The organism is Pseudomonas oryzihabitans (assembly GCF_014522265.1).
Lineage (GTDB): Bacteria > Pseudomonadota > Gammaproteobacteria > Pseudomonadales > Pseudomonadaceae > Chryseomonas > Chryseomonas aestiva.
Map to the genome: position 1 here is coordinate 3,474,398 of NZ_CP017024.1, position 18,922 is coordinate 3,493,319.

Sequence of the window (18,922 nt, forward strand, 5' to 3'; positions counted from 1 at the left end):
GCGCGAGACGCGCTAGTCGTTTAGCAGTTCGGGCGGCACATCGCGGCGCAGTACCAGCTGGCACAGCGCGCTGTCCGGATCGAAGAGAATGACGGCCTCGCCGGTTTCCAGGGCGCGGCGAGCGCGCTGGGTACGGGTCGCCAGGGGTGTTTCGTCGCCGTTGTCGGTGCCGTCGCGGGTGACGAAGTCTTCCAGCAGATTGTCGAGGGTGGCGGCAGCGAGCTGGTCGTGGGGGATGATCATCGAGAGGTGCCTGAAAAAAGGCGCCCAGGATACCCCAGGCGCTTGGTTCGAACGCTATTTGCTGCCGTCGCCGACGACCTCCTCCAGCGGCGGCAGGTGCGTCTGGTTGTCCATCTGGGTGTCTTCCGGCAGCAACTGGTGACCGAAGCGATCCAGCGAACTGTCGGCCGGTTGCGCATCGCTGTCGAACACCGGCGGGCTGAGCATGTACCCGGTCAGCAGCTGGCTGAGCGCCGCCAGGCTGACGATATGGGTGCGCTCGTAGCCATGGGTGGCGTCGCAGCCGAAGGCCAGCAGGGCGACCCGCACGTCCTGGCCGGAACTGATCGCCGAGTGGGCGTCGCTGTAGTAGTAGCGGAACAGGTCGCGGCGCACCGGGATGTCGTTGCGCTGCGCCAGGCGCAGCAGGTGCCGTGACAGGTGATAGTCGTAGGGACCGGCGGAGTCCTGCATGGCCACGCTGACGCGGTGCTCGTCGGAGCGCTGTCCGGGCGCCACGGGGGCGATGTCGATGCCGACGAATTCGCTGACGTCCCAGGGCAGGGCACCGGCGGCGCCCGAGCCCACCTCCTCGGTGATGGTGAACAGCGGATGGCAATCGATCGGCGGGGTCTGGCCGGTTTCCTTGAGCATCTTCAAGGCGGTGAGCAGGGCGGCGACGCCAGCCTTGTCGTCCAGATGGCGCGAACTGATGTAACCGCTGTCGGTGAACTCCGGCAGCGGATCGAAGGCGACGAAGTCGCCGACCTGCACACCCAGCTGCTCGGTCTCGTGGCGACTCTTGGTCACGGCGTCCAGGCGCAATTCGATGTGGTCCCAGGTCACCGGCATCTTGTCGATTTCGGTGTTGAAGGCGTGGCCGGAGGCCAGCAGCGGCAGCACGCTGCCCCTCAGGGTACCGTCATCGGTGAACAGGCTGACGCGGCTGCCTTCGGCGAAGCGGCTCGACCAGTGGCCCACGGCGGCCAGGCCCAGACGGCCGTTGTCCTTGATCTCGCGGACGATGGCGCCAATGGTGTCCAGATGCGCGGAGACGGCGCGATCCGGACTCTCCTTGTGGCCCTTGATGGTGGCGCGGATGGTGCCGCGGCGGGTCAGTTCGAACGGAATATCGAGTTCGTTGAGCCGTTCGGCGACGTACATGACGATGGTATCGGTGAAACCCGTGGGGCTGGGGATGGCCAGCATGTCCAGCAGGACCTTGCGCAGGTAATCCAGATCGGGCTCGGGCAAGCGATTCATAGCGGAACCTCCCGGGACAGCGGGAACAGCAGGTCGATGAAGCGTTCGGCGGTGGGACGCGGCTCGTGGTTGGCCAGGCCCGGTCGCTCGTTGGCTTCGATGATGACGTAGTCGGGCGAATCGGCGGCTGGGACCAGCAGGTCCATGCCGGTGACGGGGATGTCCAGAGCGCGCGCTGCCTGGATGGCCGCGTCGGCGAGCACCGGATGCAGACTGTCGGTGACGTCCTCCAGGATGCCGCCGGTGTGCAGGTTGGCCGTCTTGCGCACGGCCAGATGGGTGCCGGCGGGCAGCACGCTGTCCCAGTCGTGACCGGCGCCGCGGATGGCACGTTCGGTTTCCTCGTCCATCGGGATGCGCGACTCGCCGCCGGTAGCGGCCTGACGGCGGCGGCTTTGGGCTTCGATCAGGTCCCGGACGCTGTGCTGGCCATCGCCGACGATTTCCGCCGGCCGGCGAATGGCCGCGGCCACCACCTCGTGACCAATGACCACCACCCGCAGATCTAGGCCCTGGTGAAAGCTTTCCAGCAGCACGCGATCGTCATGGCGCCGCGCCGCCTGGATGGCGGTGGCAAGGTGCTCGGCGTCGCGGATGTCCACGGCCACGCCCTTGCCCTGTTCGCCATTGACCGGCTTGACCACCAGGGCGCCATGCTTCTCCAGAAAGGCGGTGTTGTCTTCGTCGCTGCCCGCCAGTTGCTGCTCGGGGACCTTCAGCCCGGCACGGGCCAAGGTACGGCTGGTCAGCACCTTGTCGGCGCAGAGGGTCATGGTGACTGCCGAGGTGAGGTCGGTGAGGGACTCGCGGCAGCGGATGCGCCGGTTGCCCTGGATCAGGGTGAAGAGGCCGCCCTCGGCATCATCCACCTGCACCTCGATACCACGCCGCAGGGCTTCGTCGACGATGATCCGTGCATAGGGATTCAGCTCGGCGGCAGGGCCGGGGCCGAGGAACAGCGTCTGATTGATGCCGTTCTTGCACTTGATGGCGAAGGTCTGCAGCGGGCGAAAACCCAGCTTGTCGTAGAGTCGCTTGGCCTGCAGGTTGTCATGCAGCACCGACAGATCCAGGAAGGCGAGGCCGCGACTGGCATAGTGCTCGATCAGGTGGCGCACCAGCGCTTCGCCGACGCCGGGCCGGCTGCACTCGGGCGAGACCGCCAGGCACCACAGTGAAGAGCCGCCATCCGGATCCCGGAAGGCCTTGACGTGATTGAGGCCCATCACCGAGCCGATGATGGCGCCGCTGTCATCGTCTTCCGCCAGCCAGTAGACCGGACCACCCTTGTGCCGCGGCGTCAGCCGCTCGGTGTCGACGGGCAGCATATGGCGCTGCTGATAGAGCCGGTTGATCTCGCTCCAGTCTTGCGCGGAGCAGGCGCGGCGGATACGAAAGCCGCGATAAATCCGCCGGGCTGGGCGATAGTCACTGAACCAGATCCGCAGGGTGTCGCTGGGATCGAGAAACAGCTGTTGTGGCGCCTGGGCCAGCACCTGATGGGGCGCCGCGACATAGAGGGCGATGTCGCGTTCTCCGGGCGTTTCGGTGAGCAGTTCCTTGGCCAGGCTGGCGGGGTCGGGATAGGTATGGCCGATAAGCAACCGCCCCCAGCCACACTGCAGGGAGAGCGGCTGGCAGGTTGGCTGGTCGCCTTCCGCCAGGCGTGCCTGCAGCCGTTCGTAGGAGGGCGTCTGGGCACGCTGGAGGCGCTGGTTGTAGCTGGTCGCTTTCATGCGTCTTGCACCCTCACAGTCCGTGTTCGCTCATCCAGAGGTTGAGCGCGGCGAGTTGCCAGAGCTTGGAACCGCGCAGGGGCGTGATGCGATCGGCCGGATTGGTCAGCAGCCGATCGATCTCGGCGGTGTCGAACAGGCCGCGATCCTGGCTGGGGTCCAGCAGCAGTTCGCGGACCCAGGTCAGGGTGTTGCCTTCCAGGTGCTTGAGGCCCGGCACCGGGAAATAGCCCTTGGGTCGGTCGATCACCTCTTGAGGAATGACCTTGCGCGCGGCGGCCTTGAGTACCTGCTTGCCACCATCGCCCAATTTGAACTCGGCGGGAATGCGCGCCGAGAGTTCGGCCAGGCGATAGTCGAGGAAGGGCACCCGGGCTTCCAGGCCCCAGGCCATGGTCATGTTGTCGACCCGCTTGACCGGGTCATCCACCAGCATCACGGTGCTGTCCAGGCGCAGGGCCTTGTCTACGCCGGCGCTGGCACCGGGCTTGGCGAAGTGCTGACGGACGAAGGCTTCGGCGGCGTCTTCCTGCAGACGTACACCCGCCTGCACGGTGGCGGCGTACTGGGCGTAGTCGCGATCGAAGAAGGCGGCGCGGTAGGCGGCGAAGGGATCGGCGGCGCCATGCACCTGGGGATACCAGTGATAGCCGGCGAAGAGTTCGTCCGCACCCTGGCCGCTCTGCACCACCTTGCAGTGCTTGGAGACCTCGCGCGACAGCAGGTAGAAGGCGATGCAGTCGTGACTGACCATCGGCTCGCTCATGGCCGAGAAGGCCCGCGGCAGCTGCTGGATGATCTCGTCTTCGGCGATGCGCAATTGATGGTGGCGAGTGCCGTAGTGATTGGCGATCAGATCGGAATACTGGAATTCGTCGCCGCGCTCGCCGCCGGCATCCTCGAAGCCGATGGAGAAGGTCAGCAGGTCCTTGACCCCGAGTCGTGCAGCAGGCCCACCAGCAGGCTGGAGTCCACCCCGCCGGACAGCAGTACCCCGACCTCGCGCGCCGCGCGCTGGCGGATCGCCACGGCGTCCTTGAGACCATGCAGGACCCGCTCGGCCCAGTCGTCCAGGGTGTAGCGGCGCTCATCGTCACGGGGACCGTAGTCCAGGTTCCACCAGGTCTCCTGGTGCTGCTGGCCGGACGCATCCACGGTCATCCAGGTCGCCGGCGGCAGCTTCTGCACGCCTTGCAGGATGGTACGCGGCGCCGGCACCACGGCATGGAAGTTCAGATAGTGATTGAGGGCGACCGGATCGATACGGGTGTCGATGTCACCGGCTTCCAGCAGGGCGGGCAGGCTGGAGGCGAATCTCAGACGCTTGTCGGTGAAGGACAGGTACAGCGGCTTGATGCCCAGGCGATCACGGGCAATGAACAGCCGGCCACTGTCGCGCTCCCAGATGGCGAAGGCGAACATGCCATTGAGCTTGGGCAGCATATCCTTGCCCCAGGCGTGATAGGCCTTGAGCAGGATCTCGGTGTCACCCCCGGAATAAAAGCTGTAACCCTTGGCTTCGAGCTCAGTGCGCAATTCCGGATAGTTGTAGATGGCGCCGTTGAACACCATCGACAGTCCCAGTTCCGGCTCGATCATGGGTTGGCCCGAGGCTTCCGCCAGATCCATGATCTTCAGCCGCCGATGGCCCAGGGCGACCGGGCCCTGACTGTGGAAGCCCCAGGCATCGGGTCCGCGCTGTTCGAGACGGTGGGTGATGCGCTCCACCACGCTGATGGCAGCGGGTTGTTGATCGAAACGAAGCTCTCCGGCGATGCCGCACATGGTGCTGTGCCTCTTGAATCCTTGGGATGCGGCGCGGTGAGTTCAGTCCCGAACTCGGCGTGCGCATCCAATGCGTGTGGACTTCTCGCGATCCTTGAGAAGCCAATGCGGGGGCGCTGTGCGCGCGGGAGACGTGGGGCGGACAGGTCGTCTGTCTGGCGCTCCAGGTCTGAACGCACGCAGCGACCGACAGCAGGTCTCAGAGAGGGTAGGATGCCGCCGGTCAGGGCCTCAGGTTACGAGCCCCAGGCGCGGCGGATGGTTCCATCGAAAAGCCCGTGGCTGCCGCCACCGTCACAGGTGCGGCTGTCAAACTGGCTTGTTTATGTTATAATGTATCTTTATTGGGCCCAGCGATGACCTGTCGTCGTCGACGCCCCAGACCAGGAGACGCCTCATGAGACCCGGTATCCATCCCAACTACCGTCCCGTGCTGTTCCACGACACCACCTCGGACACCTACTTCCTGATTCGCTCCACCGCCGAGAGCGATCGGACTCAGGAATACGAAGGGGAGACCTATCCCTACATCAGTCTGGACGTATCCAGCGCCTCCCACCCGATCTACACCGGCGAGCAGCGCCAGATGAAGGTCGAGGGTCGTGTCTCGAGCTTCAACAAGAAGTTCGCCGGCTTCCCGGGTGGCAACAGCAAGTAAGCCCCTCGCGAGCAGCGCGCCGACTCAGCGCGCGCTGCTGACCCCTTCCAGGGTGGCGAAGGAGGTGTCCTTGGCGGTCAGCAGGAAATCCTGCATGAAGGGCGCCTCCAGCATGTCTTCGCGGATCGCCGCATAGAGCGTCGCATACAGGCCTTTCTCGCCGAGTCGGCGCGCGGTGACATAGCCGCGTGAGCTGTATTCGTGGATCGCCCAGTTGGGCAGGCAGCAGACGCCACGGCCCGACGCCACCAGTTGCAGCATCATGACCGTCATCTCCGCCGTGCGTATCGACAACGGCTCGACGTCGGCCGGATCGAGAAAGCGGGTGAAGATGTCCAGTCGATCGCGTTCCACCGGATAGGTGATCTGGGTCTCCTGAGCGAGATCCTCGGGCACGATGAAGGGACGATGCGCCAGCGGATGCTGGTTGGCCACCGCCAGCAGGGCCTCGTAGGTGAACAGTGGCACGTAGGTGACGCCCGAAAGGTCCACCGGATCGGCCGTCACCACCAGATCCAGATCGCCTCGGGCCAGGGCCGGCAGGGGCGCGAAGGAGAACCCGGAGGCCAGGTCCAGCTCCACTTCCGGCCAGGAATCACGGAATTGGTCGATGGTGGGCATCAGCCACTGGAAGCAGCTGTGGCATTCGATGGCCATGTGCAGCCGCCCCGCGGTCCCGCCCACCAGCCGCGCCAGGTCCCGCTCGGCACTGCGCAGATGCGGCAACACCGCGTCCGCGGTCTGCAGCAGCCGCAGGCCGGCACTGGTGAAGCGGATGGGCTTGGTCTTGCGGATGAACAGCGGGGTACCCAGGCGCTCTTCCAGTTCCTTGAACTGATGGGAGAGGGCGGATTGGGTCAGGTGCAGGCGCTCCGCCGCTTCCACCAGGCTGGAGGATTCGCGGAGAGCATGCAGGGTTTTCAGGTGACGGAGTTCGAACATGGCGCTGGCGCTGGAGATAAAGCCGCATCATGAACGCTTTTCATGGTGCTGGCCATCTTCCGCCACGCCGGCTGTTGCGAAATCCAGTGCGCTTGATGAATCGAGTGCCCCGAGCAGGTCGTCCGCTCGGGGGCAAATCAGCATCACGCTCAGGCCGCGTTGCTGTCCTTACTGGGTTGGACCGCTTCCGAATGCGCCAGGAAGTCTTCCAGCGCAGCCCGTTCGGCGTCGCTGAATACCAGGCCCAGCTTGGTCCGCCGCCAGAGCACGTCCTCCGCACTGGTGACCCACTCGTATCGCTGCAGGTATTCGACTTCCCGTGCGTACAGGTCGGCACCTATCACCTTGCCCAGCGTCTCCACCGAGCGTCCGTCACCCAGCAGGGTCCAGACCTGGCTGCCATAGGTGGTTGCCCAGCGCTGCGCGAGGGCTGGCGTCAGGCCACTGACCTTGTCCAGCAACTCGCGGGTCAGCGCCTGGGGCGTGGTCATGTTCTCACCACCGGGCAGCGGTGCCGATGCGGTCCAGCTGTTGCCCAGCTGCGGGAAGAAGGGCTGCAACTGCGCCATCGCCGACTCGGCGAGCTTGCGGTAGGTGGTCAGCTTGCCCCCGAACACCGACAGCAGCGGGGCACCCTGCTCCTCGGCCAGCGACAGGGTGTAGTCGCGGGTGATGGCGGAAGGGTTGTCCGATTCGTCGTCGCACAGCGGGCGTACGCCGGAGAAGGTATGCAGAACGTCGTCGCGGCTGAGCTGCTTGCGGAAGTGGGCATTGGCCACGCCCAGGACATAGTCGATTTCCTGGTCGGTGATGGTCACCTTGGCCGGATCGCCCTGGTACTCGCGATCCGTGGTACCGACCATGGTGTACTGGCCGAGATAGGGAATGGCGAAGACGATGCGGCGGTCTTCGTTCTGCATGATGTAGGCCTGCTCGCCTTCGTACAGCTTGGGCACGATGACGTGACTGCCCTGGATCAGGCGGATCCCGTAGGGCGACTTCTGCTGCAGGTCCTGGCGAATGAAGCTGGCGACCCAGGGGCCGGCGGCATTGACCAGGCCCTTGGCACGGATCTGCTGGCGACCCTGAGGACCTTCGACCTCGAACTCCCAGTGACCTTCGACGCGACGAGCGCTGACGCAGCGGGTGCGAGTCACGATGTCGGCACCCTTGTCACGCGCCTGCATGGCGTTGAGCACCACCAGGCGGGCATCGTCCACCCAGCAGTCGGAATATTCGAAGCCGCGCTTGATCTCGGCCTTGAGCGGCCCCTGGGCATCGAACTTCAGGCCACGGGAACCCGGCAGCTTCTCGCGCTTGCCGAGGTGGTCATAAAGGAAGAGACCGGCTCGGATCATCCACGCCGGACGCAGGTGCGGGCGGTGGGGCAGGACGAAGCGCATCGGCTTGACGATGTGGGGCGCCTTGGCCAGCAGCACCTCACGCTCGGCGAGGGCTTCGCGCACCAGGCGGAATTCGTGATGTTCCAGGTAGCGCAAGCCGCCGTGGATCAGCTTGCTGCTGGCGGACGAGGTATGGCTCGCCAGGTCGTCGCGTTCACAGAGAAACACCGACAGACCCCGACCGGCGGCATCGGCCGCGATGCCTACGCCGTTGATGCCACCGCCAATGACGGCGAGATCGTAAGTCCGGGGAGTTGCAGTGGGTGCCTGGGCCATGGTGCCTCCTGTGAAACGAACATAATTATTCGGTTTCGAACATAATAGCCCAGCAAAAACTCAGGTTCTAGCCAGGTCTGTGTCTTCAGACCGCTAAAACGAAAAAAAACGAATATAGAGAGAAGCCAGGCGACGAATGGTCGTCGCCTCGGAGGGTCAGCGCGGGCGCGCCACTTCCACCTTGACCTGCCATTCCTGCAGGCAGCGGGCGAAGGCGGTTGACGGCTCGCGCTCGGTGAAGAGCTGGTCGATCTGTTCCAGGCTGCCCAGGCGGATCATGGCATTGCGGCCGAACTTGCTGGAGTCGGCGGCGAGAAACACCTGGCGGGCGTTATGGATGATGGCCTGGGACACGCAGACCTCCTGGTAGTCGAAGTCCAGCAGGGTGCCGTCCTCGTCGATACCACTGATGCCGACCAGGGCATAGTCGACCTTGAACTGCTTGATGAAGTCGGCGGTCGCCTGGCCCACCACGCCGCCGTCGCTGCGCACCTTGCCGCTGGCGATCAGGACGTCGAAGTCGTCCTTGGCACTGAGGATGTTGGCCACGTGCAGGTTGTTGGTGATGACCTTGAGGCTGCGATGCCCGAGCAGGGCATGGGCGATGGCCTCGGTGGTGGTGCCGATGTTGATGAACAGCGAGGCATGGTCGGGTACGGCGGCGGCCACGGCTTCGGCGATCAGGCGCTTTTCCTCGCGCATCTGGCCGGCCCTCATGCTGTATTCGGTGTTTTCCACGCTGGAGTCGTGGGCAGCGCCGCCATGGTAGCGCCGCAGCAGGCCGGCCTCGGCGAGCTGGTTGATATCGCGGCGGATCGTCTGCGGGGTTACGGAGAAATGCTGGGCCAGCTCTTCGATGCTGACGTAGCCGCGCTCACGGACCAGTTCGAGAATCTGCTGTTGGCGAGGCGCCAGGCTCATTGCGGCTTCCTTGAGGTGATCGAGTAAATTCACAGAGGATGCCGTAGGTCTTTCCGGGTGGAAAGCGCTTGTCGCGCAAAGCAAGACCCGCGTCGGAAGACGCCGTTCTCATGGGGAGCCGTCCGGAAGGCCGCCGGGCAACCGCCGGCAGCCTCCGGAACGGAGTCACTCAGTCCAGGGCCCAGCCGCGGGTGCGCTCGACGGCCTTTTTCCAGCCCTTGTACAGGGTGTCTCTCTTGGTCGGGTCGCATGCCGGCTCGAAGACCCGCTCGATGGTGCTCTTGCTGCGCAACTCGTCCAGGCTGCTCCAGAAACCGGTGGCGAGACCGGCCAGGTAGGCCGCGCCAAGGGCGGTGGTCTCCTTCATTACCGGCCGCTCGACCCGGGTGCCGAGCACGTCCGACTGGAACTGCATGAGGAAGTTGTTGGCGGTGGCGCCGCCGTCCACCCGCAGGGACTTCAGGGCTTCGCCGGCGTCCTGCTGCATGGCATCCAGCACATCGCGGGTCTGGAAGGCGATGGATTCCAGGGTGGCGCGGATGATGTGGTCCACCTTGACGCCACGGGTCAGGCCGAACAGCGCACCGCGGGCATAGGGATCCCAGTAGGGCGCGCCCAGGCCGGTGAAGGCCGGGACCAGGTAGACGCCGTTGCTGTCGGTCACCTTGGTGGCGAAGTACTCGGAGTCCAGGGAGTCGTTGATCACCTTGAGTTCGTCGCGCAGCCACTGGACGGTGGAGCCACCGTTGAAGATGGCGCCTTCCAGGGCGTAGTTGACCTCGCCGCGGGGGCCGCAGGCGATGGTGGTCAGCAGGCCGTGCTGGGACTGTACCGCCTTCTCGCCGGTGTTCATCAGCAGGAAGCAACCGGTGCCATAGGTGTTCTTGGCCTGGCCGGGTTCCACGCACATCTGGCCGAACAGCGCCGCCTGCTGGTCGCCGGCGATACCGGCGATGGGGATGCCGGTGGTCTGGCCGCTGCCCAGGTGCGCGTGCCCATAGACCTCGGAGGAGGACTTCACTTCCGGCAGCATCTCGCGCGGGATGTCCAGCACCTCGAGCATGGTGGCGTCCCACTCGCGCTTGTGGATATCGAACAGCAGGGTGCGCGAGGCGTTGGTGTAGTCGGTCACGTGGGCCTGACCCTGGGTCATCTTCCAGATCAGCCAGGTATCGACGGTGCCGAACAGCAGCTCGCCGCGGCGGGCGCGTTCACGGCTGCCTTCGACATGATCGAGGATCCACTTGATCTTGGTGCCCGAGAAATAGGGGTCGATCACCAGGCCGGTGGTCTTGCGGATATGGTCTTCCATGCCGTCGCGCTTGAGCTGGTCGCAGATCGCGGTGCTCTGGCGGCTCTGCCAGACGATGGCGTTGTAGATGGGACGACCGGTGGTCTTGTCCCAGACGATGGCGGTTTCGCGCTGGTTGGTGATGCCGATGGCGGCGATCTGCTCGTTGCTGATGCTGGCCTGGGCCAGCGCCTCGACGAACACCGCGCTCTGGGTGGCCCAGATCTCCATGGGGTCGTGCTCGACCCAGCCGGCCTGCGGGTAGATCTGCGCGAATTCGCGCTGGGCGATGGTCACCACGTTGGCGTTGCGGTCCAGCACGATGGCGCGCGAGCTGGTGGTGCCCTGGTCGAGCGCGACGATGTACTGCTTGTTCTGGTCGGTCATGGTCTTGTTCCTTATTGTGATTCGCGGCGATCAGGACGCTTTGGAGGCGGAGGTCACTTCGGTGCGGGCACTGTCCTCGGCCTTGGCCGGGACGTCGCAGGCACCCGAAGCCAGGCCGGGCAGATGGCGGCAGATCAGCGCCTTGTAACCGGCGGCGCCCAGGCAGGCACCGACGATGGGGCCGAAGATGGGCACCAGGAAGTAGGGGATGTCGCGGCCACCGGTGAAGGCGATCTCGCCCCAGCCGGCAAAGAAGGTCATCAGCTTGGGTCCGAAATCGCGAGCCGGGTTCATGGCGAAGCCGGTCAGCGGACCCATGGAGCCACCGATCACGGCGATCAGCAGGCCGATCAGCAGGGGTGCGAGCGGGCCACGGGGCAGGCCGTTGCCGTCGTCGGTGAGGGCCATGATCATGGCCAGCAGGATGGCGGTGATGACGGCTTCGACCAGGAAGGCCTGGCCAACCGACAGGGACGGATGGGGATAGGTGGAGAAGACGCCGGCCAGCTCCAGGCTCGCCTGGCTGCCGCGGACCATGTGATGGGCCTGTTCATAATCGAAAAACAGGCTGCTGTAGAGGCCGTAGACCAGCGCCGCACCGCAGAAGGCGCCGGCCACCTGGGCCAGGATGTAGGCCGGGACCTTGCGTCTTTCGAAGCCACCGAACAGCCAGAGAGCGATGGTGACGGCCGGACTGAGATGCGCGCCGGAGACACCGGCGGACAGGTAGACCGCCATGCTCACGCCGACGCCCCAGATGATACTGATCTCCCAGAGGCCGAGAGTAGCGCCGCCGACCTTCGCGGCCGCCACGCAACCGGTACCGAAAAAGATGAGTAGGGCTGTGCCGAGGAATTCGGCGATGCATTGACCGCGTAGCGTTGGAGCCGGAAGAGTACTCATGGAGGAGCCTCGTGGTTGTTGTATTTATAGGTGGCCGGAGAGCCATTTGTTCGCAACCGAAAATCTAATTTCAAATATGAAAACTGTCAAAGCTCCTGAGCGCAAAAACAGTGACGACGTTCGACAATTCATTGCCGATGCGACGCCGCCTGCTATTTTGGTCATAGGACTTCTGGCGACAACCGGCCGGTTGGCAGGTCTTAAGGTATAGCCGTTGCTGTCAGGGATCATCAGAGGCCGGGTGCCCGTGCGACGTCGATGCTTGCTGTTTCTCTTCTTCTGCTCAGGTAGCGCGCATGCCCCTAGAATTTCATCAGGTCGATGCCTTCACCGATCAGTTCTTCCGTGGCAATCCCGCCGCGGTCTACCGCCTGGACAGCTGGCCGGCCGATGAGCTGCTGCAGCGGATCGCCACCGAGCACAATCTTTCGGAAACCGCCTTCGTGGTGTGGGAGGAGGATACCTGGCGCATCCGCTGGTTTACCCCGCGGACCGAGGTGCCCCTGTGCGGTCATGCCACCCTGGCTGCCGCGCACATCCTGTTCGAGGTCTATGGCGAAGCGGGTGATCGCCTGGAGTTCATCAGTCAGTCGGGCGTCCTGCGGGTATTTCGCGAAGCCGATGGACTGCTGGCGTTGGATTTCCCTGCGCTGGTGCCCACGGAGCAGGGGGTCACTCCCGAGCTGGAACGTGCCCTGCGGGTCTCGCCGGTGGATGCACTGGCGGCGGACAAGCTGCTGGTACTGCTGGAGTCGGAGCAGGCGGTGCGTGACTGCAAGCCGGACCTGGCGGCCATCGCCCGGCTCCCCTGGCAAGGCGTCATCGTGACCGCGCGGGGGCAGGAGGTGGACTTCGTTTCGCGCTTCTTCGCCCCGGCAGTGGGTGTGGATGAAGATCCCGTCACCGGTTCGGCGCATTGCAGCCTGATTCCCTACTGGTCGCGGCGACTGGCCAAGCGGATGCTCACCGCCCAGCAGCTTTCGGCCCGGGGCGGGCAGCTCAGGTGTCGACTGGAGGGTGACCGGGTCAGTATCGCCGGGCGGGCGGTGACGGTGCTGCGCGGTCAGCTGTTGCTGTAGCGAAAGGGCCTCGACTGCCTGACGCAGCCGAGGCTTCTGCCGGGTTCAGGCGTGCAGCGGCGGCTTGATGAGAAATTCGAGCAGCGCCTTCTGGGCATGCAGGCGATTTTCGGCTTCGTCCCAGACCACCGCGCGGGCATCGTCCAGCAGGGTGTGGCTGATCTCTTCCCCGCGGTGGGCCGGCAGGCAGTGCATGAACAGCACATCGGGCGCGGCGCCATCGAGCAGTTGGGCGGTGACCTGGTAGGGCTTGAAGGCCGCCAGGCGCAGGCGGGTTTCCTCTTCCTGGCCCATGGAGGTCCAGACGTCGGTACTGACCAGGTGGGCCTGGGCCACCGCCTCGCGTGGATCCCGGGTCAGCTGCACGCGGTCGCCGGCGCGTTCGAGGAAGCGCGGATTGGGCTCATAGCCTTCCGGGCAGGCGATGCGCAGGCTGAAGTCGAGCTGCTCGGCCGCCTCGATGTAGCTGTTGCACATGTTGTTGCCATCGCCGATCCAGGCCACGGTCTTGCCGCGGATGTCGCCCCGGTGTTCGAAGAAGGTCTGCATGTCGGCGAGCAGCTGGCAGGGGTGCAGATCATCCGACAGGCCATTGATTACCGGCACCCTGGAATTGGCGGCGAAGGTGGTGAGCATCTCGTGGGCATAGGTACGGATCATCACGCCGTCGAGCATGCTCGACATGACGCGGGCGCTGTCCGGGACAGGTTCGCCGCGACCAAGTTGGGTATCACGGGAAGAGAGGAAGATCGCCTGGCCGCCGAGCTGGATCATGCCGGCCTCGAAGGAGAGGCGGGTACGGGTCGAGGCCTTTTCGAAGATCATGCCCAGGACGCGATTGCGCAGGGGCTCGTGCAGCACACCCCGGTTGCGCAGGGCCTTGAGCTCGATGCCGCGTGCGATGAGTTGCCGGAGTTCCTCGGGGGAACAGTTCATGAAAGAGAGAAAGTGGCGAACCGTCATTTCGTTACCCTAGCGTCCCGTCCCGGTAACGGCCGTCCATGGAGGACGCGGCGAACCTGAGAGCATGCCGTTTCAAACGGCGGAAAGACCAAAGGCGAAATGGTATAAGTTCATGTCGCATTTTACCACCATCGCAGGCCAGGCCCTTCAGGCAGGGCGGCTGGCCCGAGACGGATCAGTTGGCGGTAGCCTTACAGCAGGTCGGCGGGAACGTTGCCGCCGTTGTCGGCCAGCTTCTGCAGGACGGCCTTGTGCAGCCACATGTTCATCTGGGCGGAGTCGCCCAGCTTGTCGGCCGGACAGTTCAGTTCCTTGGCCAGTTCCTGGCGGGCGGTCAGGCTGCTGTCCAGGTCGAGGAGCTTGAGGAGGTCGACGATGGAGGTCTTCCAGTTGAGTTGCTCGCCTTTCTGAGCGGCCAGGCCGTCCAGCTTGGCGGCGACGTCCACCTGGCTCATATGGCTTCCAGCACCTGCGGAGGCGGTGCTACCGGCGGGCGTGGTGGTCTCAGTGGCACCGGTAGTGGGCGCGGCGGCAGGGGTGTCCGCGTGGGCTTCACCGATGCCGAGCTTGGATAGGATGGTGCTGAACAGGCTCATGGAGTTCTCCTGGGGGTCTTGGATCAGGCTTACCGAGCGGCGCCTACCCTTAACCTGACCACGGCCGCGTCCGCAAAGTTTGCTCGGCGGCGCGCCGGATCGTGGTCATGGCGGCGAACGGTGGTGCCGGAGCGTGGTCGATTTGCAGGTCGAGCCGCGCCTGTCATGGGCTGGACGTCGCGGAAATCCCGGCGTTCCACCGGCCTTTCCGTTACAATCGTCCCACCGTATTAGCGAGGTGCATCGTGGAAATCATCGATACCATCAAAGACCAGATTGCCAACAATCCCGTGCTGCTCTACATGAAGGGTTCGCCGAACGCGCCTCAGTGCGGCTTCTCTTCCCGCGCCGCTCAGGTGCTGATGGCCTGTGGCGAAAAATTCGCCTATGTCGACATCCTGCAGAATCCGGAAATCCGCGCCAACCTGCCCAAGTACGCCAACTGGCCGACCTTCCCCCAGCTGTGGGTCGGCGGTGAGCTGGTCGGCGGCAGCGATATCCTGGCCGAGCTTTATGAGAAGGGCGAGTTGCAGACCCTGATCAAGCAGGCCGTGGAAACCAAGGACGCCTGAGTCCCTGGCCCATGAAAAAAGCCCGCAGCGTGCGGGCTTTTTTTATGGGCGGCTGCCCGATCAATCGTCGTCGTGCATCTGCGACTGGATGTAGTTCTCGATCCCGACGCTGGCGATGAGGCTCAGCTGGGTCTCCAGCCAGTCGATATGTTCTTCCTCGGATTCGAGAATGCTCTTGAGCATGTCGCGACTCACATAGTCCCGGACGCTCTCGCAGTAGGTGATGGCTTCACGCAGGTCGGCCACGGCGCTGATTTCCAGGCGCAGGTCGCACTGGATCATCTCCTGGGTGTTCTCGCCGATCATCAGCTTGCCCAGGTCCTGCAGGTTGGGCAGGCCTTCCAGGAACAGGATGCGCTCGATCAGGCGATCGGCGTGCTTCATCTCGTCGATGGATTCCTTGTACTCGTGATGACCCAGCTTGCGGATACCCCAGTCGTTGTACATCCGCGAGTGCAGGAAATACTGGTTGATGGCCACCAGTTCGTTGCCGAGGATCTTGTTCAAATGCTGGATGACGGTGATATCGCCTTTCATGGCCGGACCTGCAAATCGGGTGGGATTGCCGGCAGTCTGAGCGTGGGAGGGCCCTTTGTCAAAAGCTTAAGTTGTTGAAAAATCGACGAAAATCGAACGGTAATCGAAAGCTTTTCCATCCTTTCCGTAAGCGTTTGATTAGACAATAAAAAAGCCGGACGCAAGGTCCGGCTTTTCGTGCAACTGTCGCTCAGGCGCGCGGCACGTCCAGCGCATAGGCGAGCTGCTGGGCACCATGCAGTTCGCCAAGGGTTTCCTTGACCACCTGCTTGGCGAGGCAGGCGCACTTGCCGCACTGGGTGGCGCAACCGGTGCTTTCCCGAACTTCGCGATAACTGCAGCAGCCCTCGTAGATGGCTTCACGAATCTGCTTGTCGGTCACGCCACGGCAAAGACACACGTACATGGATCGCCTGCTGTATGAGTGGAGGTGCCGGCAAAGCTAATGACAATGAGAATGATTGTCAAAGTTGTAGGCGGCAAAATCTCATTAACGGCAGGCTGGGCGACGGACGGTCAGTCGAGATCGACCCAGCCGCCCATCCCCGCCAGCGATTGACGATGCCGCAGAACAGCTCGGCGGTCTTCTCGGTGTCGTAGCGGGCCGAGTGGGCTTCGCGGTTATCGAATTCGATACCGGCGGCCTGGCAGGCCTTGGCCAGCACCGTCTGACCGTAGGCCAGACCGGCCAGGGTGGCGGTATCGAAGCTGGAGAAGGGATGGAAGGGATTGCGCTTCAGGCCGCAGCGCAGCACCGCGGCATTGAGGAAGCCCAGGTCGAAGCTGCTGTTGTGGCCGACCAGGATGGCTCTCTTGCAGCCGTTGGCCTTGAGCGACTTGCGCACGCCCTTGAAGATCTCGCTGAGCGCCTGCTCTTCGCCCACCGCCATGCGCAGCGGATGGTCGAGCTTGATGCCGGTGAACTCCAGCGCCGCCGGCTCGATATTGGCGCCGGCGAAGGGTTCGACGCGGAAGAAGTAGGTGTGGTCCGGATAGAGCACCCCGTCCTCGTCCATGGCCACCGTGGTGGCGGCGATTTCCAGCAGGGCATCGGTGGCGGCATTGAAGCCACCGGTCTCGACATCCACCACCACCGGCAGGTAGCCGCGAAAGCGGCGCGCCATGGGGATGCGCGAGTCGGACATCGGCTGGCTGGCGTCCAGTTCGTCGCTGAAGGTCTCGTCCATGCTCATGCGCCCACCTCCAGACGCCAGCGCAGCGTCTCGCCGGCGCGCAGCGGAATCACCTCGTGGTCACCGAAGGGCAGGGAGGCGGGGGCCTGCCAGTCCTCGCGGACCAGGGTGACGGTCTCGCTATTGCGCGGCAGGCCGTAGAAATCGGCCCCGAAATGGCTGGCGAAGCCTTCCAGGCGGTCGAGGGCATTGCGGCTCTCGAAGGCCTCGGCATAGAGCTCCAGGGCGCCATAGGCGGTGTAGCAGCCGGCGCAGCCGCAGGCCGCTTCCTTGGCGTGGCGGGCATGGGGTGCCGAATCGGTGCCAAGGAAGAACTTGGGATTGCCGCTGGTGGCGGCGTCCAGCAGGGCGCTCTGGTGGGTGTTGCGCTTGAGGATCGGCAGGCAATAGAAATGCGGCCGGATCCCGCCCACCAGCATGTGGTTGCGGTTGTACAGCAGGTGGTGGACGGTGATGGTGGCACCGACGTTGGCCGGGGCCTCGCGGACGAAGGCAGCGGCGTCACCGGTGGTGATGTGCTCGAACACCACCTTCAGCGTCGGGAAGCGCTGGACGATACGCACCAGGTGCTCGTCGATGAATTTCTTCTCGCGGTCGAAGACATCCACCTCGGCATGGGTGACCTCGCCGTGCACCAGCAGCGGCAGGCCGATCTCGGCCATGGTTTCCAGCGTCGGGAAGAGGTTGTCCAGCGAGGTAACGCCGGAATCGGAATTGGTGGTGGCGCCGGCCGGATAGAGCTTGGCGGCGTGCACGAAGCCGCTGGCCTTGGCGCTGCGGACCTCTTCCGGGCTGGTGCGATCGGTGAGATAGAGCACCATCAGCGGTTCGAAGCGGCTGCCGGCCGGGCGCGCGGCCAGGATACGCGCGCGGTAGGCGGCGGCCTGCTCGGCATTGCGCACCGGTGGCACCAGGTTGGGCATGACGATGGCGCGACCGAATTCCCGGGCAGCGTCGGCGACGGTCTGCGGCAGGGCGGCGCCGTCGCGCAGGTGAATGTGCCAGTCATCGGGACGGGCAAGGGTGATCCGGTCGGTCATGCGGGATTCCAGGCTGCGGGAAAGTGGGGAAATGCTACCGGAAAAGGGGGTAGCCGGCATCCGTGCGGCGGGACCGTACTCAAGTTTTCCGCGCCTTCGACCGATAAGAAGCCCAGGTACTTTTACTTTCCGGAGTCCGACGTGCGCTCGCGTTACCTCTTCCTGTCCTCTCTGCTGCTTGCCGTGCCGGCCTGGGGGATGACCTTCCAGAGCCGGCTCGAAAGCGTGGAATGGAAGGTCGAGGGCGATGTCTTCGCCTGTCGCCTGCTGCAGCCCATTCCCCGCTTCGGCAGCGGTGGCTTCCTGCGCCGCGCGGGCGAGTCCACGGTGTTCGAGCTACGGCCCAATGGCCAATGGCTGCCGGCGGGCAGTGCCAGTCTGAAAGCGGCGGCGGTGCCCTGGAAGCCGGGGCTGGGCGATATCAGCCTCGGCTCGGTCAAGGTCGTCGAGGGCGAGCAGGCGCTGGCCACCAGCGCACAGCAGGCGCAGCGGCTGCTGGCGGGGTTGATGGAAGGGCGCATGCCCCAGGTCAGTCGCGCGGGCGCCCTGGACGACCGCGTCGAGGTCCGGCTGCTGCCGGTGCGCTTCGAACCGGCCTACCAGCAGTTCCAGGCCTGTACCCAGAAGCTGCTGGCGGTCAATTTCGAGCAGATCCGCCATTCCCAGGTCAATTTTCCGGGCGGCGGGGATGCCCTGGACGATCTGGCCAAGGCCAAGCTCGATCTCATCGACGAGTACCTGAACGCCGATCCGACGGTCAATCACGTCATCGTCTCGGGCTACAGCGACAACCAGGGCACGCGCCTGGACAATCGCCAGGAGTCCCGGCTGCGTGCCATCGCGGTGATGGAGTACCTCAAGAGCAAGGGCTTCGCCGCGGAGCAGATCGAATTGCGCTTCTTTGGCGAGCAGTACCCCTTGGCGCCCAACAGCAGCAAGGCCAATCGCGCGCTCAATCGCCGGGTGACCCTGGTGTTCTCGCGGGTGTCGCCGAGCGCCGAGCCCCTGGCTGCGCCGACCTCCAGCACCGCGGCCAATCCGGCCGAACCGCCGGCGCCCACCCCGGCACCGCCGGCCAAGCCCAAGGGCTGATCCGCCCCGACCGCATGTCGCCCAGACATCAGAGTGCGTCGCGCCCCTGTAAAAGCAGCGAGG

Annotated in this window: 17 protein-coding genes and 2 pseudogenes; 4 read left to right on the forward strand and 15 right to left on the reverse strand. The window is 64.6% G+C overall.

Annotated elements, in window-relative coordinates:
* Positions 1 to 12: 12 nt before the first annotated feature.
* From BGI51_RS16080 to BGI51_RS16095, 4 genes and pseudogenes are all read right to left on the reverse strand, one after another.
* Positions 13 to 243, reverse strand: a complete 231-nt coding sequence (locus tag BGI51_RS16080; RefSeq protein WP_158896618.1) for a YheU family protein — start codon at positions 241 to 243, stop codon at positions 13 to 15.
* A gap of 54 nt (positions 244 to 297) precedes the next feature.
* On the reverse strand, positions 298 to 1,485 hold the full coding sequence (locus tag BGI51_RS16085; protein ID WP_017640298.1) for an osmoprotectant NAGGN system M42 family peptidase: 1,188 nt from the start codon (positions 1,483 to 1,485) through the stop codon (positions 298 to 300).
* Positions 1,482 to 3,221, reverse strand: a complete 1,740-nt coding sequence (gene ngg, locus BGI51_RS16090) for an N-acetylglutaminylglutamine synthetase (protein ID WP_187978967.1) — start codon at positions 3,219 to 3,221, stop codon at positions 1,482 to 1,484. Before ngg ends, BGI51_RS16085 begins: the two co-directional genes overlap by 4 nt.
* A 13-nt stretch (positions 3,222 to 3,234) precedes the next feature.
* Positions 3,235 to 5,006: pseudogene (locus BGI51_RS16095) on the reverse strand (N-acetylglutaminylglutamine amidotransferase).
* 397 nt (positions 5,007 to 5,403) lie between these two features.
* Here BGI51_RS16095 and BGI51_RS16100 point away from each other — a divergent pair.
* Positions 5,404 to 5,664 carry a type B 50S ribosomal protein L31 gene (locus tag BGI51_RS16100; RefSeq protein WP_133859431.1) on the forward strand — a complete coding sequence of 87 codons (261 nt, stop codon included), beginning with the start codon at positions 5,404 to 5,406 and terminating at the stop codon, positions 5,662 to 5,664.
* A 24-nt stretch (positions 5,665 to 5,688) separates the two neighbouring features.
* Here the strand turns inward: BGI51_RS16100 and metR are convergent, their stop codons facing one another.
* From metR to BGI51_RS16125, 5 genes are all read right to left on the reverse strand, one after another.
* Positions 5,689 to 6,606: a transcriptional regulator MetR gene (gene metR, locus BGI51_RS16105; protein ID WP_187978968.1), complete on the reverse strand. Its 918-nt coding sequence runs from the start codon at positions 6,604 to 6,606 to the stop codon at positions 5,689 to 5,691.
* Positions 6,607 to 6,755: 149 nt separating this feature from the next.
* On the reverse strand, positions 6,756 to 8,285 hold the full coding sequence (gene glpD / locus BGI51_RS16110) for a glycerol-3-phosphate dehydrogenase (RefSeq protein WP_187978969.1): 1,530 nt from the start codon (positions 8,283 to 8,285) through the stop codon (positions 6,756 to 6,758).
* A gap of 156 nt (positions 8,286 to 8,441) precedes the next feature.
* Positions 8,442 to 9,206: a DeoR/GlpR family DNA-binding transcription regulator gene (locus tag BGI51_RS16115; RefSeq protein WP_187978970.1), complete on the reverse strand. Its 765-nt coding sequence runs from the start codon at positions 9,204 to 9,206 to the stop codon at positions 8,442 to 8,444.
* A 169-nt stretch (positions 9,207 to 9,375) separates the two neighbouring features.
* A complete protein-coding gene (gene glpK / locus BGI51_RS16120) occupies positions 9,376 to 10,884 on the reverse strand; it encodes a glycerol kinase GlpK (RefSeq protein ID WP_187978971.1) in 1,509 nt (502 codons plus the stop codon).
* A gap of 30 nt (positions 10,885 to 10,914) precedes the next feature.
* Positions 10,915 to 11,787: an MIP/aquaporin family protein gene (locus BGI51_RS16125; protein WP_133859426.1), complete on the reverse strand. Its 873-nt coding sequence runs from the start codon at positions 11,785 to 11,787 to the stop codon at positions 10,915 to 10,917.
* A gap of 296 nt (positions 11,788 to 12,083) precedes the next feature.
* Between BGI51_RS16125 and BGI51_RS16130 the strand changes: the two genes are divergently transcribed.
* Positions 12,084 to 12,866 carry a PhzF family phenazine biosynthesis protein gene (locus tag BGI51_RS16130; RefSeq protein ID WP_187978972.1) on the forward strand — a complete coding sequence of 261 codons (783 nt, stop codon included), beginning with the start codon at positions 12,084 to 12,086 and terminating at the stop codon, positions 12,864 to 12,866.
* Between the two features lie 45 nt (positions 12,867 to 12,911).
* On the opposite strand, the gene argF is transcribed toward BGI51_RS16130, so the two are convergent.
* The gene (argF, locus tag BGI51_RS16135; RefSeq protein ID WP_187978973.1) at positions 12,912 to 13,829 is read right to left on the reverse strand and encodes an ornithine carbamoyltransferase; all 918 of its coding nucleotides are present in this window, start codon (positions 13,827 to 13,829) and stop codon (positions 12,912 to 12,914) included.
* A 191-nt stretch (positions 13,830 to 14,020) separates the two neighbouring features.
* Complete coding sequence (locus tag BGI51_RS16140; RefSeq protein ID WP_187978974.1) at positions 14,021 to 14,425, reverse strand: DUF3597 domain-containing protein; 405 nt, start codon at positions 14,423 to 14,425, stop codon at positions 14,021 to 14,023.
* Between the two features lie 245 nt (positions 14,426 to 14,670).
* On the opposite strand from BGI51_RS16140, the gene grxD reads away from it, so the two are divergent.
* Complete coding sequence (gene grxD / locus BGI51_RS16145; protein WP_017640308.1) at positions 14,671 to 14,997, forward strand: Grx4 family monothiol glutaredoxin; 327 nt, start codon at positions 14,671 to 14,673, stop codon at positions 14,995 to 14,997.
* A 60-nt stretch (positions 14,998 to 15,057) separates the two neighbouring features.
* Here grxD and bfr read toward each other — a convergent pair whose 3' ends face one another.
* The 4 genes and pseudogenes from bfr to pyrC form a co-directional block, all read right to left on the reverse strand.
* Positions 15,058 to 15,534 (reverse strand): bacterioferritin, encoded by a 477-nt coding sequence (gene bfr / locus BGI51_RS16150; RefSeq protein WP_017640309.1) that lies wholly within the window; start codon positions 15,532 to 15,534, stop codon positions 15,058 to 15,060.
* 190 nt (positions 15,535 to 15,724) lie between these two features.
* Entirely contained in the window at positions 15,725 to 15,940 is a 216-nt protein-coding gene (locus tag BGI51_RS16155) for a bacterioferritin-associated ferredoxin (RefSeq protein WP_007162750.1), read from the reverse strand.
* A gap of 110 nt (positions 15,941 to 16,050) precedes the next feature.
* Positions 16,051 to 16,721, reverse strand: a pseudogene (gene rnt / locus BGI51_RS16160) (ribonuclease T).
* A 2-nt stretch (positions 16,722 to 16,723) separates the two neighbouring features.
* On the reverse strand, positions 16,724 to 17,767 hold the full coding sequence (pyrC, locus tag BGI51_RS16165; RefSeq protein ID WP_187978975.1) for a dihydroorotase: 1,044 nt from the start codon (positions 17,765 to 17,767) through the stop codon (positions 16,724 to 16,726).
* Positions 17,768 to 17,908: 141 nt separating this feature from the next.
* On the opposite strand from pyrC, the gene BGI51_RS16170 reads away from it, so the two are divergent.
* Positions 17,909 to 18,859: a flagellar protein MotY gene (locus BGI51_RS16170; RefSeq protein WP_187978976.1), complete on the forward strand. Its 951-nt coding sequence runs from the start codon at positions 17,909 to 17,911 to the stop codon at positions 18,857 to 18,859.
* Positions 18,860 to 18,922 lie beyond the last annotated feature (63 nt).

Excerpts from the sequence above, each read along its gene's own strand:
- glpK (WP_187978971.1), bottom strand. The coding sequence starts at position 10,884 with ATGACCGACCAGAACAAGCAGTACATCGTCGCGCTCGACCAGGGCACC.
- bfr (WP_017640309.1), bottom strand. The coding sequence starts at position 15,534 with ATGAAAGGCGATATCACCGTCATCCAGCATTTGAACAAGATCCTCGGC.
- BGI51_RS16100 (WP_133859431.1), top strand. The coding sequence starts at position 5,404 with ATGAGACCCGGTATCCATCCCAACTACCGTCCCGTGCTGTTCCACGAC.
- metR (WP_187978968.1), bottom strand. The coding sequence starts at position 6,606 with ATGTTCGAACTCCGTCACCTGAAAACCCTGCATGCTCTCCGCGAATCC.
- ngg (WP_187978967.1), bottom strand. The coding sequence starts at position 3,221 with ATGAAAGCGACCAGCTACAACCAGCGCCTCCAGCGTGCCCAGACGCCC.
- BGI51_RS16115 (WP_187978970.1), bottom strand. The coding sequence starts at position 9,206 with ATGAGCCTGGCGCCTCGCCAACAGCAGATTCTCGAACTGGTCCGTGAG.
- BGI51_RS16140 (WP_187978974.1), bottom strand. The coding sequence starts at position 14,425 with ATGAGCCTGTTCAGCACCATCCTATCCAAGCTCGGCATCGGTGAAGCC.
- glpD (WP_187978969.1), bottom strand. The coding sequence starts at position 8,285 with ATGGCCCAGGCACCCACTGCAACTCCCCGGACTTACGATCTCGCCGTC.
- BGI51_RS16085 (WP_017640298.1), bottom strand. The coding sequence starts at position 1,485 with ATGAATCGCTTGCCCGAGCCCGATCTGGATTACCTGCGCAAGGTCCTG.
- pyrC (WP_187978975.1), bottom strand. The coding sequence starts at position 17,767 with ATGACCGACCGGATCACCCTTGCCCGTCCCGATGACTGGCACATTCAC.
- argF (WP_187978973.1), bottom strand. The coding sequence starts at position 13,829 with ATGACGGTTCGCCACTTTCTCTCTTTCATGAACTGTTCCCCCGAGGAA.
- BGI51_RS16080 (WP_158896618.1), bottom strand. The coding sequence starts at position 243 with ATGATCATCCCCCACGACCAGCTCGCTGCCGCCACCCTCGACAATCTG.
- BGI51_RS16130 (WP_187978972.1), top strand. The coding sequence starts at position 12,084 with ATGCCCCTAGAATTTCATCAGGTCGATGCCTTCACCGATCAGTTCTTC.
- BGI51_RS16155 (WP_007162750.1), bottom strand. The coding sequence starts at position 15,940 with ATGTACGTGTGTCTTTGCCGTGGCGTGACCGACAAGCAGATTCGTGAA.
- BGI51_RS16125 (WP_133859426.1), bottom strand. The coding sequence starts at position 11,787 with ATGAGTACTCTTCCGGCTCCAACGCTACGCGGTCAATGCATCGCCGAA.